Origin of the sequence: Alcanivorax sp. NBRC 102024 (assembly GCF_001602235.1) — a bacterium.
Taxonomy (GTDB): Bacteria; Pseudomonadota; Gammaproteobacteria; order Pseudomonadales; family Alcanivoracaceae; genus Alcanivorax.
In genome coordinates this window covers 20,038-35,034 of sequence record NZ_BDAS01000002.1, presented here as the reverse complement: position 1 = coordinate 35,034, position 14,997 = coordinate 20,038, and the positions used below count along the sequence as shown (strand labels likewise).

At 60.5% G+C, this 14,997-nt stretch carries 14 protein-coding genes; 5 read left to right on the top strand and 9 right to left on the bottom strand.

All coding sequences use genetic code 11. The features are described from left to right. Positions 1-82: 82 nt before the first annotated feature. Together A0251_RS03885 and A0251_RS03880 are read right to left on the bottom strand one after the other, a co-directional pair. Positions 83-1,084 (bottom strand): cytochrome d ubiquinol oxidase subunit II, encoded by a 1,002-nt coding sequence (locus A0251_RS03885; protein WP_231866149.1) that lies wholly within the window; start codon positions 1,082-1,084, stop codon positions 83-85. Next, positions 1,081-2,463, bottom strand: coding sequence for a cytochrome ubiquinol oxidase subunit I (locus A0251_RS03880; protein ID WP_231866148.1), 1,383 nt, complete (start codon positions 2,461-2,463; stop codon positions 1,081-1,083). The genes A0251_RS03885 and A0251_RS03880 overlap by 4 nt, the downstream gene beginning before the upstream one ends. A gap of 359 nt (positions 2,464-2,822) precedes the next feature. On the opposite strand from A0251_RS03880, the gene A0251_RS03875 reads away from it, so the two are divergent. The 3 genes from A0251_RS03875 to A0251_RS03865 all read left to right on the top strand — a co-directional run bounded on the left by A0251_RS03875 (position 2,823) and on the right by A0251_RS03865 (position 6,065). Beyond that, positions 2,823-4,016 (top strand): integrase arm-type DNA-binding domain-containing protein, encoded by a 1,194-nt coding sequence (locus A0251_RS03875; protein WP_062815539.1) that lies wholly within the window; start codon positions 2,823-2,825, stop codon positions 4,014-4,016. Between the two features lie 35 nt (positions 4,017-4,051). Beyond that, complete coding sequence (locus A0251_RS03870; protein ID WP_082810750.1) at positions 4,052-4,534, top strand: nucleoside deaminase; 483 nt, start codon at positions 4,052-4,054, stop codon at positions 4,532-4,534. Between the two features lie 73 nt (positions 4,535-4,607). After that, complete coding sequence (locus tag A0251_RS03865; protein WP_062815538.1) at positions 4,608-6,065, top strand: YdiU family protein; 1,458 nt, start codon at positions 4,608-4,610, stop codon at positions 6,063-6,065. Positions 6,066-6,134: 69 nt separating this feature from the next. On the opposite strand, the gene A0251_RS03860 is transcribed toward A0251_RS03865, so the two are convergent. The 6 genes from A0251_RS03860 to A0251_RS03835 all read right to left on the bottom strand — a co-directional run bounded on the left by A0251_RS03860 (position 6,135) and on the right by A0251_RS03835 (position 12,625). Next, on the bottom strand, positions 6,135-6,806 hold the full coding sequence (locus A0251_RS03860) for a hypothetical protein (protein ID WP_062815537.1): 672 nt from the start codon (positions 6,804-6,806) through the stop codon (positions 6,135-6,137). Between the two features lie 157 nt (positions 6,807-6,963). Beyond that, the gene (yghU, locus tag A0251_RS03855; protein ID WP_062815979.1) at positions 6,964-7,836 is read right to left on the bottom strand and encodes a glutathione-dependent disulfide-bond oxidoreductase; all 873 of its coding nucleotides are present in this window, start codon (positions 7,834-7,836) and stop codon (positions 6,964-6,966) included. 140 nt (positions 7,837-7,976) lie between these two features. Continuing rightward, entirely contained in the window at positions 7,977-8,363 is a 387-nt protein-coding gene (locus tag A0251_RS03850) for a hypothetical protein (protein WP_062815536.1), read from the bottom strand. Positions 8,364-8,394: 31 nt separating this feature from the next. Beyond that, a complete protein-coding gene (locus tag A0251_RS03845) occupies positions 8,395-10,179 on the bottom strand; it encodes an ABC transporter ATP-binding protein/permease (RefSeq protein WP_062815535.1) in 1,785 nt (594 codons plus the stop codon). 238 nt (positions 10,180-10,417) lie between these two features. Beyond that, positions 10,418-11,377 carry an MBL fold metallo-hydrolase gene (locus A0251_RS03840; protein WP_062815534.1) on the bottom strand — a complete coding sequence of 320 codons (960 nt, stop codon included), beginning with the start codon at positions 11,375-11,377 and terminating at the stop codon, positions 10,418-10,420. A 129-nt stretch (positions 11,378-11,506) separates the two neighbouring features. Continuing rightward, complete coding sequence (locus tag A0251_RS03835; protein ID WP_062815533.1) at positions 11,507-12,625, bottom strand: oxygenase MpaB family protein; 1,119 nt, start codon at positions 12,623-12,625, stop codon at positions 11,507-11,509. A gap of 71 nt (positions 12,626-12,696) precedes the next feature. On the opposite strand from A0251_RS03835, the gene A0251_RS03830 reads away from it, so the two are divergent. Together A0251_RS03830 and A0251_RS03825 are read left to right on the top strand one after the other, a co-directional pair. Further along, a complete protein-coding gene (locus tag A0251_RS03830; protein WP_062815532.1) occupies positions 12,697-13,326 on the top strand; it encodes a TetR/AcrR family transcriptional regulator in 630 nt (209 codons plus the stop codon). Between the two features lie 74 nt (positions 13,327-13,400). After that, positions 13,401-13,802 carry an MAPEG family protein gene (locus tag A0251_RS03825; protein ID WP_062815531.1) on the top strand — a complete coding sequence of 134 codons (402 nt, stop codon included), beginning with the start codon at positions 13,401-13,403 and terminating at the stop codon, positions 13,800-13,802. 53 nt (positions 13,803-13,855) lie between these two features. Here the strand turns inward: A0251_RS03825 and A0251_RS03820 are convergent, their stop codons facing one another. Beyond that, complete coding sequence (locus A0251_RS03820; protein ID WP_062815530.1) at positions 13,856-14,932, bottom strand: AraC family transcriptional regulator; 1,077 nt, start codon at positions 14,930-14,932, stop codon at positions 13,856-13,858. Positions 14,933-14,997 lie beyond the last annotated feature (65 nt).

The following is a 14,997-nucleotide window of genomic DNA, read 5'->3' as shown; positions in this document are numbered from 1 at the left end:
AACTTCGCCTTGCGAGCAAGGCTCCAACGGTTGGGGAGCGGTACGGCACCCCCCGTTGGAGCCTTGTTCACAAGGCGAATCGCTACTCGTAACTCAGGTGCGTGGCCTTGCCGCGGAACACCCGGTAAATAAAGATCGTATAGGCCAGGATCATGGGCAAGGCGATGATCGCCCCCCAGAAGGTGAACAGCAGGGACTCCGTGGCCGAGGCCGCTTCCCAGATGGAGATCCGCCCCAGCACAATATCCGGGAACAGGCTGTAGGCCAGACCGATGCTGGCCAGCACACACATCACCATCAGCGCCACAAACGCCAGCCAGCCATAGCCGTTGTGCAGGATCTGTTTGCTGTTGAATACCCAGATCAGTCCCGCATAGGCCAGGGCGGTAGCGATGGGGATGGGCATCAACCCGATGGCATTGGGCAGGGTGAACCATTTGTCGGCAATGGCGCTGCTCACCAGCGGGGTGGCGATGGAGATCAGCAGCAGGAAGCCGCCCATGGGCAACACCGCCATACGGCCCCAGCGCACTGCTTTGTTGAACAGCTCGCCTTCGGTCTTGATCAGTAACCAGGCGGCGCCGAGCATGATGTACAGGGCCGGCAGGGCCAGTGCGATCAGCGCGGCAAAGAGCGTACTGGTGGCATCGCCGGTAAGCCCGGTGACAAAGGCACCGAGCATCCAGCCCTGACACAGGGACGCGACCAGCGAGCCGAAGGCAAACAGACGGTTCCACTTTGCCTTGTGCTTGTCGCCGGCCTTGACCCGGAAATCAAACGCCACCCCGCGCAGGATCAGCCCCATCAGCATCAACGTCACCGGCAGGTACAGGGAGGTGAGCACAATGGAGTGCGCCTGGGGAAAGGCAATCAGCAGGATCCCCACCCCCAGCACGATCCAGGTTTCGTTGGCATCCCAGAACGGGCCGATGGCCGCCACCATCACATCCTTTTCGTCATCGCTGGCGAAAGGCAGCAACATGCCGATGCCCAGATCGTAGCCATCGAGAATCACATAGATCAGCAGCGCCAGGCCCATGGCGCCGGCGAAGAACAACGGAAGCCAGTATCCCAGATCCATCATGCGCCTCCTTCGGCAGTTTCCGCATCGTTCATGGCCCGTTGCTGAGGGGTCAGCGTCAGGGAACGCGCCGGCTTGGTGGCCATGTATCGCAAGGTGGCGATGTAGGACACCAGCAGGAACAGGTACAGCAATACATAGCCGAACAGGGTGCCGGCAACGGTGGCACTACTGTGATCCGCTACCACCTCGGAGGTGCGCAGCAGACCATCCACAATCCAGGGCTGGCGACCGATTTCGGTCACGTACCAACCCGCCAGCACCGCGACCCAGCCGGAGAAGGTCATCACCGACAGGGCCCGCAGCAGCCAGGTCTGGGTGTCGCGGTTTTCATCCCGGTTGCGGAACAGCCGCCAGGCCGACCACCAGCCCACCAGCACCATCAACATGCCGATGCCCACCATCACCCGGAACGCCCAGAACACCGGCGCCACCGGCGGGGCTTCTCCCTCGAACTCATTGAGCCCGAGCACTTCACCGTCCCACTCATGGGTCAGAATGAAGCTGGCCAGTTTGGGCACCTTGATAGCCATGTGGGTGGTCTTCTCTTCCTCATCGGGAAAGCCGAACAGGGTTAATGGAGCACCCTTTTCCGTCTCCCAGATGCCCTCCATGGCGGCGATCTTGGCGGGTTGATGCTCCAGGGTGTTGAGGCCGTGCAAGTCACCGATAACCACCTGCAGTGGCGCCAGCACGGCGGCCATCAGCGCACCGGTGCGCATCACTTTCCAGGTGGCCGGGCCATCCACGCCGCGCATGGCCCGCCAGGCGCTGATTCCCATGATCAGGAAGGCCGCGGTCAGCAGGGACGCGGTGAACATATGGGCGAAGCGATAGGGGAAGGAGGGGTTGAAGATCACCTCCCACCAGCTTTCCACGAAGAACACGCCATCCTCGATCCGGTAGCCCGTCGGGGTCTGCATCCAGGAGTTGAGGCTGAGAATCCAGAAGGCGGAAAACGAGGTGCCCACGGCGACCAGGGCAGTGGCAATCAGGTGGGTACGGTTGGACACCCGGTCCTTGCCGAACAGCATGATGCCCAGGAAAGACGCTTCCAGGAAAAACGCGGTCAGCACTTCATACCCCAGCAGGGGGCCGGCAATATTCCCGGCGCGCTCCATAAAGCCTGGCCAGTTGGTACCGAACTGAAAGCTCATGGTGATGCCGGACACCACCCCCAGGGCGAAACTCAGGGCAAAGATCTTTACCCAGAAAAAGTAGGCGTATTCCCAGGCCTTGTCACCGGAAAAGGTGTATCGCAACCGGAAATAGAACAGCACCCAGCACAGGCCGATGGTGATGGTGGGAAACAGGATATGAAAACTGATATTGGCGGCAAACTGCAGCCGGGCCAGCAGGAACGGATCGAACTCCACGGGCATACCCTCCCTAATCAGGGGCTGTTGATGCTTTTCAGGCTAGCACATCCTTGCACAACGGCCAGATGACAAATTGCCCCAGGTCAACGCTCTGACAAATGGCACGGGTGAATGCGCGCCTCTCCTTACAATAAATCAACACAGGCACCTCCAGGCTTCTTCTGCAGAACCGCTACCCCATGTAAACCGGCGTTTGCAGGTAACCGTGGCCGGCAGGACGCCTTATTTACATACCGCAACGCCGCCGCAGCAACGCTTACCCCACAGCAATTGAACGCATCGGCAAAGCTGGGTAGCTTATTGTCTGTAACCTTGCATCGCTTTTTGCCGCGATGACGACAATAACCTGACTGCAGCGAGCCATGGCCCTGACTTCCGCGGATGTCCGCAACGCCGAACCCCTGAAAAAAGACTACAAGCTCCGGGACGACAAGGGGCTTTACCTGCTGGTAGAGGCCAACGGTAACCGTACCTGGAAATTCAGCTACCGGTTCGACGGCCGCAGCAAGGTCATCACCCTGGGCCCCTGCCCGGAGGTGACCCTGGCCTTCGCCCGCCAGCTTCGCGACGAGGCCCGGGAGCTGATCGCCGACGGCACCGATCCGCTCACCCGCTGCGAGAAACGGGAGGTCTTCAGCCCCTCGGTGGAAACCTTCGAGGCGGTGGCACGGGACTGGCTGGAACGGGTCTACCGGTTTGAAGTATCCGAAGAACAGTTCCGCCGCACCAAGCGGCAGATGGAAAACTATCTGATCTCCAGTATCGGCAAGCGAGTTGTCAGTGAAGTGACACCGGAAGATCTGAAGTCTCTGGCGGCAGCCCTGGGTGCCGAAGGCCATCTCGACAAGGGCAAGCGGGTACTGGGCATCGCCAAACGGGTCTATACCCATGCCCGCGACACCGGCGTGGCCGGCTACCAGCAGACCAGCGCCCTGCGCCGGCGGCTTACCGGCTCCGGCACCGAACCGGAATTCCTGGTCAGTACCCGCGAGCAGCTGTTCAATCTGGCCAGCGGTGTACTGGGACAATGGAGCCGTACCACCACCACGGCGGCGCTGAAACTCACCGTCTGGTTACTGGCCCGCCCCAGCGAAATCGTCAACGCCCGCTGGTCCGACATGGACCTGGATGCTGGCGAATGGCGCATCCGCCGTAAAAGCACCGACAGCCCGGACGGCAGCAAAATCATCACCGTTCCCCTGCCCCGTCAGGCGGTGGAATTGCTGCGCGAAATGGAACCGCTCACCGGCCGCCAGGAATACATCTTCCCCGGTACCCGTGACCGCAAGAAGCACCTGGGCGCCAGCACCCTCACCGGCGCCCTGAAGAAAGTGACCCGCACCACCCCGGTGTCCACCGACAACCTGCGTACCCTGGCCGCCACCGCGCTGGGCGAACTGGGCTACCAGGCCGAACAGATCCAGTCACAACTGCTCAACCAGACCGGCGATGAACAGAATGACCGCCAGGCCTACCTGGAAAAACGCCGGGAGATGCTACAGGCCTGGGCGGACTATCTGGACAACACGGTGATTGGCAAGGTCACTCGCCGGTAACGACAGCCTGGCAACAAGACCCCGGAGCTCCCACCATGGAACCGCGCCTGAGTCACCAGACCCTGATACAGACAGTGCTCTCCCTGTCGGAGGACAATGTTCGCCGGGGCCTGGGCGGGCCCTTTGCGGCACTGGTGGTCAAGGATGGCGTCATCATCGGCCAGGGCTGCAATCGGGTAACCGGCAAGCATGACCCGACGGCCCATGCGGAAATGGAGGCGATCCGCGCGGCCTGTCATCGGCTGGGCAGCCACCAGCTTGATGGCTGTGTGATCTACAGCAGTTGCGAACCCTGCCCCATGTGCCTGGGCGCCATCTACTGGGCACGGCCTGACAAGCTGTTTTATCTGAACCGTCAGGCCGACGCGGCCCATATCGGTTTTGATGATCAGTTTATCTACCAGGAGCTGGCTCTCCCTGCCGCACAGCGACAACTGGCCACTGAGCAGGTTGAGCATCCGCAACGGTTAACGGCGTTCCAGTTATGGCAGGCCAGTGAGGACCGGGAGGATTACTGACCCCTCACACCCAATGACCCCGCCCAGCCCGGCCTGTTAATCTGTAGCCCTCATGGTTAGCAGAGCGCCCACAATGACCCGCCCCTACGGTTTCCAGTTCGACAACAGTTACACCCATCTACCGGAAGACCTGTTTTCCCGCTGCCCCCTGCAGCCGGTGAAGGCACCGCAGATGGTGTTGTTCAACCGGGCCCTGGCCGGGGAGCTGGGACTGGACGGCGAGGCCCTGGACAGCCCGGCCGGGGCAGCGATTCTCGCCGGGAATGAACAGATCGACGGCAGCGACCCGATCGCCCAGGCCTACGCGGGCCACCAGTTCGGCAACCTGACCATGCTCGGCGATGGTCGCGCCATTCTGCTGGGCGAGCAGATAACACCGGACGGAGCCCGCCGGGATATCCAGCTCAAGGGCAGCGGCCGCACGGTCTTTTCCCGGGGCGGTGATGGCCGCGCGGCACTGGGTCCCATGCTGCGCGAATACATCATCAGCGAGGCCATGCATGGGCTGGGCATTCCTTCCACCCGCAGTCTGGCGGTGGTCCGCACCGGCGAATCCGTATTGCGGGAAACCGCCCTGCCCGGCGCCATTCTCACCCGGGTGGCGGCATCCCACCTGCGGGTAGGCACTTTCCAGTATGCCGCGGGCAGACAGAACCCGGCCCTGCTGGAAGCCTTGGTGGATTACACCCTGAACCGCCACTACCCGGACCAACAGGCCAGCGACAACAAGGCCCTGGCGTTGCTGGATGCGGTGATGGAGCGCCAGTTGGATCTGATCGTTCACTGGATGCGGGTGGGCTTTATCCACGGGGTGCTCAATACCGACAACGTGACACTCAGCGGCGAAGGCATCGACTTCGGCCCCTGCGCCTTTATGGACAGCTTCGATCCAGACACGGTGTTCAGTTCCATCGACCACCAGGGCCGCTACGCCTATGGCAATCAGCCCACCATCACCCAATGGAATCTGAGCCGTTTCGCCGAGACCCTGCTGCCACTGATTGACGAGGATGTGGACAGCGCCATCGAAAAAGCTACCGCGGTGATCAAATCCTTCAACCAACGTTACAGTGAAAAATGGCTGGCGATGATGAAGAAGAAGCTGGGCCTGTTCGGTGATGACCCGGTGGATGAAAAGCTGATTACCGATCTGCTGGAATGGATGAAAACCCAGCGGGCGGATTACACCAATACCTTCTGCGATATCACCCGCGAGACCTTCCCGGAACACCGCGACTACCAGGATGATGCCTTCATCAACTGGCACCAGCGCTGGCAGGTTCGCCTGGGTCGCAACCGCAAACCGCTCAAATCGTCCCTGTGCCTGATGCGCAATCACAACCCGGCGGTGATTCCCCGCAACCATCGTGTGGAAGACGCCTTGATCGCCGCTGAACAGGGTGACCTGGCTGTCACCACATCACTGTTGAGCGCGCTGGCCGACCCCTATGGGGACCGCGACCCGGACGACCACTATCGACAGCCGCCCGCACCGGAAGAGCGTGTTTGTCAGACTTTTTGCGGCACCTGATAACCGGCTGGCCCGACCCTGGCTTTGCCCGGCCCACAAAAGACGCCGTAGTCTGGATCGCGAATCTGGTCAGGGGTTCGATGAAAACGTGACGGAGAAGCCGCCGCGCTGCCATAGCCATGCCACCCACAAGGTATGCAGGTTGATCAGCACGGCCAGCACCCACTCGAACCCATCGTCCATGCTGTCGTAGTGTTCCGGCCAAATCATTCCCAGAATCAATGACGCGATCCCCACCAGCAGGGTAAACCCGCTCAGGGCGAACAGCCTGCGGCCCGCCCGGGATAGCGCCGTGGTACGCAGGGAGGCGCTCAATCCCAGTTGCGCCAGGTAGGTCAGCCCGAAGAACCCCACGACACCGATCCGACGCAGCAGGTAGGGCGTATCCCCCGCGTGGCCAAGCACCACCGTATAGAGAGCCAGAGGCAGGGCCGCCAGCATCCCCAACCCCCACCAGAGCCGGGGCTCCACCCCCAGCTGTCGCAGCCACTGGCGATTGCACCACCAGAACAACACCATGCAGACACAGGCAGGCAACATGCCCGCCTTGAAAACGAAGTAGGCCGTGCCGGAACGGGACGCGCGGGAAATGCTGGTACAACCCTCGAACCAGGGCAGACACCAAGGGACCAGCTGCTCACTGGCAGAGAGCAGATAGCAGACATGCATGGTCACCAGCGGCAACAGGGCAGTGGCCCAGGCCAGTGGTGCCAGGCGGGCAGCGGTTGGCGACGTGGTCATGGAGTGAGATTAACGCAAGACAACGGGCCATCACACCAGTGGAATCACGGCCAGCGCGCCAACGGGTTACCGGAAAACACCAACCGTAACGCCTTGCGTAGGGTGCACTGAGCCTAAGGCGAACTGCACCGTACGTTTTAGCAAGCCCTGGAGTTTGCTATTGCTCACCTTGCAGTTTGTCCAGGGTGCGCAGCTCGAAGTCGCTGGCGTCATGCCGCTCCCACAATTGACTGGACGGTTCCCCCCAGGCCCGGTTTACCTTACGGCCACGCTCCACCGCCGGACGTTGGCGGATTTGCTCCGTCCAGCGCAACACATTCTTGTAGGTGTGCGCTTCGATAAATTCCGCCGCCTCATAGACCTTGTTGGTCACCAGCGCCCCATACCAGGGCCAGATCGCCATGTCGGCAATGGTGTATTCATCGCCGGCAATGTAATCGTTTTCCGCCAGCTGACGATCCAGCACATCCAGTTGGCGCTTGATCTCCATGGTGTAACGATTGATCGGGTATTCGTACTTTTCCGGGGCATAGGCATAAAAATGGCCGAAGCCGCCTCCCAGCAAAGGCGCACTGCCCATTTGCCAGAACAGCCAGCTCAACGTTTCGGTACGCTTGCCCGGGTCCTCGGGCAGAAACTCGCCGAATTTTTCTGCCAGATACAGCAGGATATTGCCGGACTCGAACACCCGGCGCGGCGGATTGACGCTGTGATCCACCATGGCGGGAATCTTGGAGTTGGGATTCACCTCCACAAAGCCACTGCCGAACTGATCGCCATTCTGGATATTGATCAACCAGGCATCGTACTCCGCGTCCTTGTGGCCTTTTTCCAGCAGCTCTTCGAGCATCACGGTGACCTTTACGCCATTGGGGGTCGCCAGGGAGTAAAGCTGCAGGGGATGCTTGCCCACTTGCAGGGCCTTGTCATGGGTGGGCCCGGCGATGGGCCGATTGATATTGGCAAAGGCACCGCCGTTAGCCTGGTCCCATTTCCAGACGCGAGGTGGGGTGTAGGTGTCATCGGTCATAAAAAACAACTCCCGGTTCGAAGGGTCTCTGGTCAACAGGGTAACCGCCGACAGCATTCAGGTCTTGCCCTAAACTCCAAGATGCTTGGCTTTTCCCATGAATCACCTCCCAAGCCAAGCAAAACTCAAAGCCGCCTCCACTATACCCAACGCCGTACTGACTCGGCCGTATCATCCGGGCGACGGTTAAAGCAGAGCCGCGCCTGGGGCGCATAGCGGTGCACCACATTGATCACCTTCTCGAAAAGCAGGAAATTGCTTTCAACGACCCGTACCCCGGCACCGATCAACACACAGTCGTAGGGCTTCTGCTCCAAACGCTGCTGAAGAACCGCCTCTGCGGTTTCGCCAAAATCAATCAGGCACTGCTCGGCAGAATAACCCAGCCTTTCAAGCGTGCTTTGCGAGGCATCCAGCCCCGCTTTGACCTTATCTGCATTGATGCCCGGCACGAAACCGTAGGCGGGGTTTGAAAAATCAATCAGGGTTGGCTCCAACCCGACAATCAACACCTTTTTGCCTGCCACTGTTAGCGCTCCCTTTCTGGATTTTCCGCTGCTACATCCCACTTTCATGCTGCTGCACCTGCCACAGGTGGGCATACAACCCACCCCGGGCAAGCAATTCGCCATGGCTGCCCTGTTCGGCCACCTGCCCCCGGTCGAGCACAATGATGCGATCCGCATCCATGATGGTGGACAGTCGATGGGCGATCACCAGGGTGGTCTGCTGATGAGAAATCTCACCGATGGCCTTGAGAATGATCTTTTCGGAGTGACTGTCCAGCGACGACGTGGCTTCATCGAAAACCATGATGGGCGGATGCTTGAGCAGAGCACGGGCGATGGACACCCGCTGCTTTTCGCCGCCGGACAGTTTCAGGCCTCGCTCGCCCACCATGGTGTTTTCGCCCTTCGGCAGGGAGGCGATGAAGTCGGACAGGTAGGCCAGGCGAATGGCCTCTCGCACCTCATCATCACTGGCGTCAATGCGACCATAACGGACATTCTCGAAAATGCTGGTATTGAATAGCACGGTATCCTGGGGCACCACGCCGATCTGTCGACGCAAGGAACGCTGGCTGACCTGGCGAACGGACTGGCCATCGATGGTGATGTCTCCGCTGCTCACGTCATAAAAGCGAAACAGCAGTTTGAAGAGGGTGGATTTGCCCGCCCCGCTGCTGCCCACAATCGCCACCTTCTGTTTGGACGGCACGGTAAAACTGACGCCACGAATAATGTCCCGCGTATCGCCATAACCGAAGTGCACATCATGGAAACGGATCTCGCCGTCAGCCACGGTCAGTTCTGTGGCGTCATCGCGATCCACCACGCCCGGTTTCACGTCCAGCACCGCAAACATGTTTTCAATATTGGTCATGGCCCCTTTCATTTCCCGGTACACGAAACCGAGAAAATTCAGCGGCATGAACACCTGCATCATGAAGGCATTGATCAGCACGAAGTCACCCAGGGTCATCACCTTGTCGGTGACCTGCACTGCCGCCAGCACCATGGCGGCGGTCACCGCCACGGCAATAATCAGGGACTGCCCTGCATTGAGCGCGAACAGTGACAGGCGGTTCTTGCCCCGGGCCAGCTCCCAGCGCTCCAGGTTTTCGTCGTAGTGGCGCGCCTCAAAATCCTCGTTGGTGAAGTATTTCACCGTTTCATAGTTGAGCAGGCTGTCGATGGCGCGGGTGCTGCTGGAGGACTCCGCCTGGTTAGCCTCACGAATAAAGGCCAGCCGCCATTCCGTGGCGAACACGGAAAAGCCCACGTAGGCGGCCACCGACACCGCCACAATCAGGGCAAACCAGACATCGTAATTCCACAACAGCAGCCCGATGACCATGCCGATTTCCAGCAGAGTGGGCAGGATATTGAACACCATGAAGCGCAGCAGAAAACTGATGCCATTGGTGCCCCGCTCGATATCCCGGGACAGGCCGCCGGTGCGACGATTGAGATGAAAATCCAGATCCAGGGTGTGCAGGTGCCGGAACACCTGCAGGCCAATCCGGCGCATGGCGCGCTCGGTGACGCGGCCGAATAAGGTATCGCGCAGCTCACCAAACAACACATTGGAAAACCGCACCACGCCGTAGGCCAGCAACAGCCCCAGCGGCAGGGTAATCAGTTCACTGACATCCTTGGCGTCCAGCCCGTCGACGATATGCTTGAGAATAAACGGCAGCCCCACACTGGCCAGCTTGGCCAGCACCAGGCACAGCACCGCCAGGCCAATGCGGGCGCGAAATTCCAGCAGGTAGGGAAACAGGGTTTTCAGCACGGACCAGTCGATGGGCTTGGGGGTCACATCCTGGCTCATACCGCGCATAACAAGGCCTGCTTTGGAGAAAAGAGCCCGCAGTATAACAACATGGCGGGCAACAATCGGATGCCGGAACGCCCGGGAACCCTATTACCGTTAATGAAACATTTTCCGGCTTTCCGTAGGAGCGTCGCTCGCGGCGCGATTGCTAACGTCGGGTTATCCACTTCGTTCCGTTTCGCGCCGCCAGCGACGCTCCTACAAATAATGTCATTGCTAGGGCATGCCGGTTTTCATCGTCGGGCTAACGGGAACGGGACTGCAGCCACACCGCCAGGCCCTGGCTGTTGAGCTGGATATCCAGCCCCAGCACCGCGTCCAGCTGCTCGTCGGACATCTCGCAGCCATGTTCCCGGGCGCAGCGAAACAGATACTCCCTCATGGCCGTCATCAGCGCTTGTTCCTGCGCATCACCGTCGGACGTTGCCGCCACGGCTTCCGCCAGCGCCACATAGTCATCCACCATGGTCAGCAGCCGCTCGCCCAGGGGCTGCGGGTTTTCCACCATGCCGTAATGGGTGAGATAGATTCGCTCGGGTTTCAGGGCCAGCAAGGTGCGAATGGAGGCTTTCAGGGCCGGCGGATCGAATTGCACCGGGGTGGTGGTCGGGCAGATAAAGGGGCCGTTGGCGGTGGTCAGGGGCGGATAGGACAGGCCAAAGGTGTCACCGGTGAAAATCCCGCGGGACGTGGGGTCATACACACAGAAATGATGACGGGCATGCCCGGGGGTATCGATAAAGACCAGCCTGCGATCCCCCACGGTGGCTTCATCACCGTCATCCATGGTGCGCACCCGGCGCTCATCCACAGGAATGATATCGCCATAGATTTCGGCAAACTGTGCCTCACCGTACACCGCGGTGGCACCAGCCTTTAGCTTTGCCGGATTGATCATGTGGCGGGCGCCGCGGGGGTGTACCAGCAGGGTGGCTTCGGGTAACGCTGCCATCAAACCACCAACACCCCCGGCATGGTCCAGATGCACATGGGTGGGGATCACATACTTCACCTGTGAAAGCTCGATACCACGCGCCTCCAACAACGCCAGAATGACTGGCACTGTATTGTGGGTACCGGTTTCAATGATGGCGCATGCCTGATCCGCCTGAAGCAGATAACAGGCCGCCAGCCCTCCGTGCACCATGGCTGTATCGATGCGGGTGATGTGATGACCGATATCCAGGTAGGTGGGGACCGTCATGGAAACTCCTGAGATTGCAGCGTCCCCCGACTATAGGTGACGCCACCGCCATCAGCCACTCGACATTGGTGTGACGCCTGACAGGACCGGCCTTCAGATTTCCTGCGCAACGCCAGCCCGCGTAGCGGATCAGGAAATATGCCGAAACGCCCGCTTCTGCGGATCCGCAGGCAGATTCTTGTGCAACGCCCCCCGCAGCATGCGGAGATTCATTTTTTCGCTTAATCGGGCCACCCCGGGCACCTGATAGTGCGCCAGGGTGGAGAGCCGGTTGGCTGCCTTGTAGGCCAGCACCGCCCGATGCCAAAACGCACTGCGCGGCAACGCATACACATCTGCCAGTTCATCGCCCAGACAGATGCGGCTCAATTCAAACAACAACCCTTCCGACAACCGGAAGGGCGGCTGGCCGGCCAGGGCGGTGATCACCGTCTGGGCCAACAGGCGGCCCTCTTCGTTGGGGTTGTACTGGCGTTCGCGGATACGCTGGTACTGGTAGATCTCTTCATCCAGGGAGTCCGTGAGCATCTCGTCACAGACCCCGTTCTGACGCGCCATGAAACGCCACAGGTGATGACTTGCCGCCCTGTCATCATCACTGAGCGCTGCCCCCATACGTTCCATGCCGCGCAGGGCCAGGTAGTTGAACTCGATAATGGTGAAGGCCATGTCTTCCTGGTTGATTGGCGCGTCGTACTTTTCCGTTTCCCAGCCCCGCTCACGCAAGTACTTGCGCACCATGGCATGCAGTAATCGCACTTCCATCACCGTGCGATGCCCTTCTGCCCCGGGACGCAGTCCGCCGGGCACGTTCATATTGTGGGTCATCTGCGATGTCTCGTAGACCCGGCGCAATACGTCCTGGTGCAACCGCCCGGTGGCAATCAGCACATGGGTCGCCTTGCTCAGGGAATAACCCTCCACCAGGCTGCTCACCAACAGGGCAATGGAGCGCACATTGGCAAAGCCCAGGTTCACCCGGGCGGCATGCTCCACCTGCTGCCAGTCCACCCAGGACGGTATGGTGTGACAGTGGTCCAGATAATCGGAGAAAACCCCACCCTCATGCTTTGCCCGGGCAAAGACCTCATCCAGCATCTGTGCCGGGCGGGCCCGCTGGATACGAGCTGCCACGGCATCCGCCAGGGGGTCACAGGTACCACGCATGCGATCCATCACCCTGTCCGCGTATTTGGCCTCCCAGTGGCGATTGGCCTGGGGGGAAACCATGGCTGCCGGTACCGTCATGACGATTCCCTCTTGCAGTTTGCTGTCCCCGGACCATAATCCAAGTAACTACTTGGTTAATACTTGGTTTTATGGACCGACAGAATCTCCCTCTCAGCGCCCTGAAAAAACAACCCTCCCAGCCCCGTGCCCTGCGCACGGTGGAGCGCATCATTGCAGCCACCGATGAACTGGTGCTGACACAGGGACTGGACGCCCTGACCACCAACAAGGTGGCCGAGCAGGCCAACGTCAACATCGCCACCCTTTACCAGTATTTCCCCAACAAACAGGCCCTGCTCAGCGCGGTGGTACAACGCTATCTGAACGACCTGACCCGAGGCCTCAACGATATGCTGGATGGGCTGGGGGACACGTCGGTGGAGGAATCCACCCGACTGTGGGCCAGCCTGGGGATTCAGCATTTCCGGCAGCGCGGCGGCATTCTCCCGGAGTTACTGAAAAGCCAGCACATGATTACCAACCTGCCGGAAGGACGGGATGTTGAGCGGCGGCTGATGGAAGCCATGCACCGCTTTCTGATCAAGCAACGCCAACGGCTCCAGGTAAAAGACCTGGACCGGGCCATCTACATTGCATTCAACGCCTGCAGCGCCATTCTCACCAAACACTTGCTGGAGCCGGTACCGTTCTACACGGACGCGGAAATCGTGGAGGAAGTCACCCTCCTGATGACCCGCTATTTCTATGGGTCGGCGTAGTAGCCCCCGGCATTCACGCTCTCTTGCCCTCCCCGTCACCACGCTGCTTTTTTGTCTGCGAAAAGGGCCACCCCATGACGGGAATGACAGCACTGCTGATTTATATCGTCTGGACGCTGATTCTGGCGCTCAGCTACGCCACCTACCGACTGCCGCTGGTACTCACCGGCAAGAAAGCCGCCAATCACTGGGAGCGGGGCAACCCGGTTGATGACCCGGCCATCCTGATTCGCGCCAAGGCTGCCCACCTGAATTGCCTGGAAAACCTGCCCCTGTTTGCCGCCCTGGTACTGGTTGCCGCGGCCACGGGTCAGAGCGAGACCGTCAACGCGGTGGCAGGCTTCATTGTGGCGGCACGCATCGGGCAAAGCCTGGTGCACCTGATCGGCACCAGCTTTCCGCTTGTATTTGTCCGCGCCAGCCTGTTCCTCGCCCAGGTGGCCCTGATGCTGTATCTGGCCGTTGCCTTGATGTAATCCATTCCCGCTTCATCAAGGGAAGACCCGCAATCCTGCGCCGGGAGCCTGAATCAGCCATCATCCTGGCGCTTGCGCCATTCGCGGGGAGACAGGCCGGTCCAGGTCTTGAAGGCACGGGTGAAGTTGGCCGGGTCACCATAGCCAAGGGCCTCACCAATGCGGCGAATTTCCAGGTCCGGGTCCGCCAGCATCTGGCAGCTGTCCCGCCGGCGGGCGGCTTCCAGCAGCTGCTGGTAACTGTAGCCCTGTTCCTGCAGGCGCCGCCGCAGGGTGCGGGGCGTCAGGTGCAGACTATCGGCCAGGGCCTCTGGAGACGGGTACCCGTAGGCACCCGGGATCAGGGCAGCACGGGCACGGCGCAGGATGTCATCGTCGTCATCCACCAGCGCGCTTTCCCGTTCGCACTGGGCCAACGCCAGTGACAGGGCTTCCGGATTGGCGGTGGGTAGCGGTTGATCCAGCAGGGTGATATCCCCCGTCAGGGAAATGCCGGCCTGGGGCATGCCAAAACGGACCGTCGCCAGCAGCGACCGCCAGCGATCAAACCCCGCCGGCGCCGGCCCATACACCCAGATCTCCCGCTGCTCGGGCAGCTGTGGTATCAGAAATTCCATGCCCCGATACATGCTGGTCAGCATGGAGCTCATCAGCATGTCGCGCAGGGCGTCCGGCGCACGCAGCTCCATCACCAGTTCCATCAACAGGCGATTCTCGCTTTCACTTACCATCAACCGCGCCCCGCGCCCACGCAGATGCCAGAAGCGTTCCAGAATGGTGATGGCCTCACGGGGACTCCCGGCGCACATCAGGGCATAGCCCAGGTTGCCGTGGGCGGTGAGGGGCATGCGGTCGCCAGACGCAAACCCCAGGCTGCCATTGCCCGTGAGAGACAGTGCCGCCGCCCCCATCATCCAGGTTTCGTGCAAGGACAACCGCCCGGCAGGATCGTCAATCTGCTCGGAGGCAACACCGGCAATCTGCAATAGCTGCTCCCGGGAGGCGCCACTCTCCACTGCCGCTTCCATGAAGGCACGCGGGTAGGTGGCAGACTGATTGCGCTGACGCACCCAGGCCGGGAACGATGCCAGTTGTTCAGTCGTGGCTGTCAGGAGTTCGCGTTGCGGCATTTGGCCACCGATGACAAGTACAATGTCCGTGCAGAATCTCACGCCCCCTGCCCGGAAACCAGTAC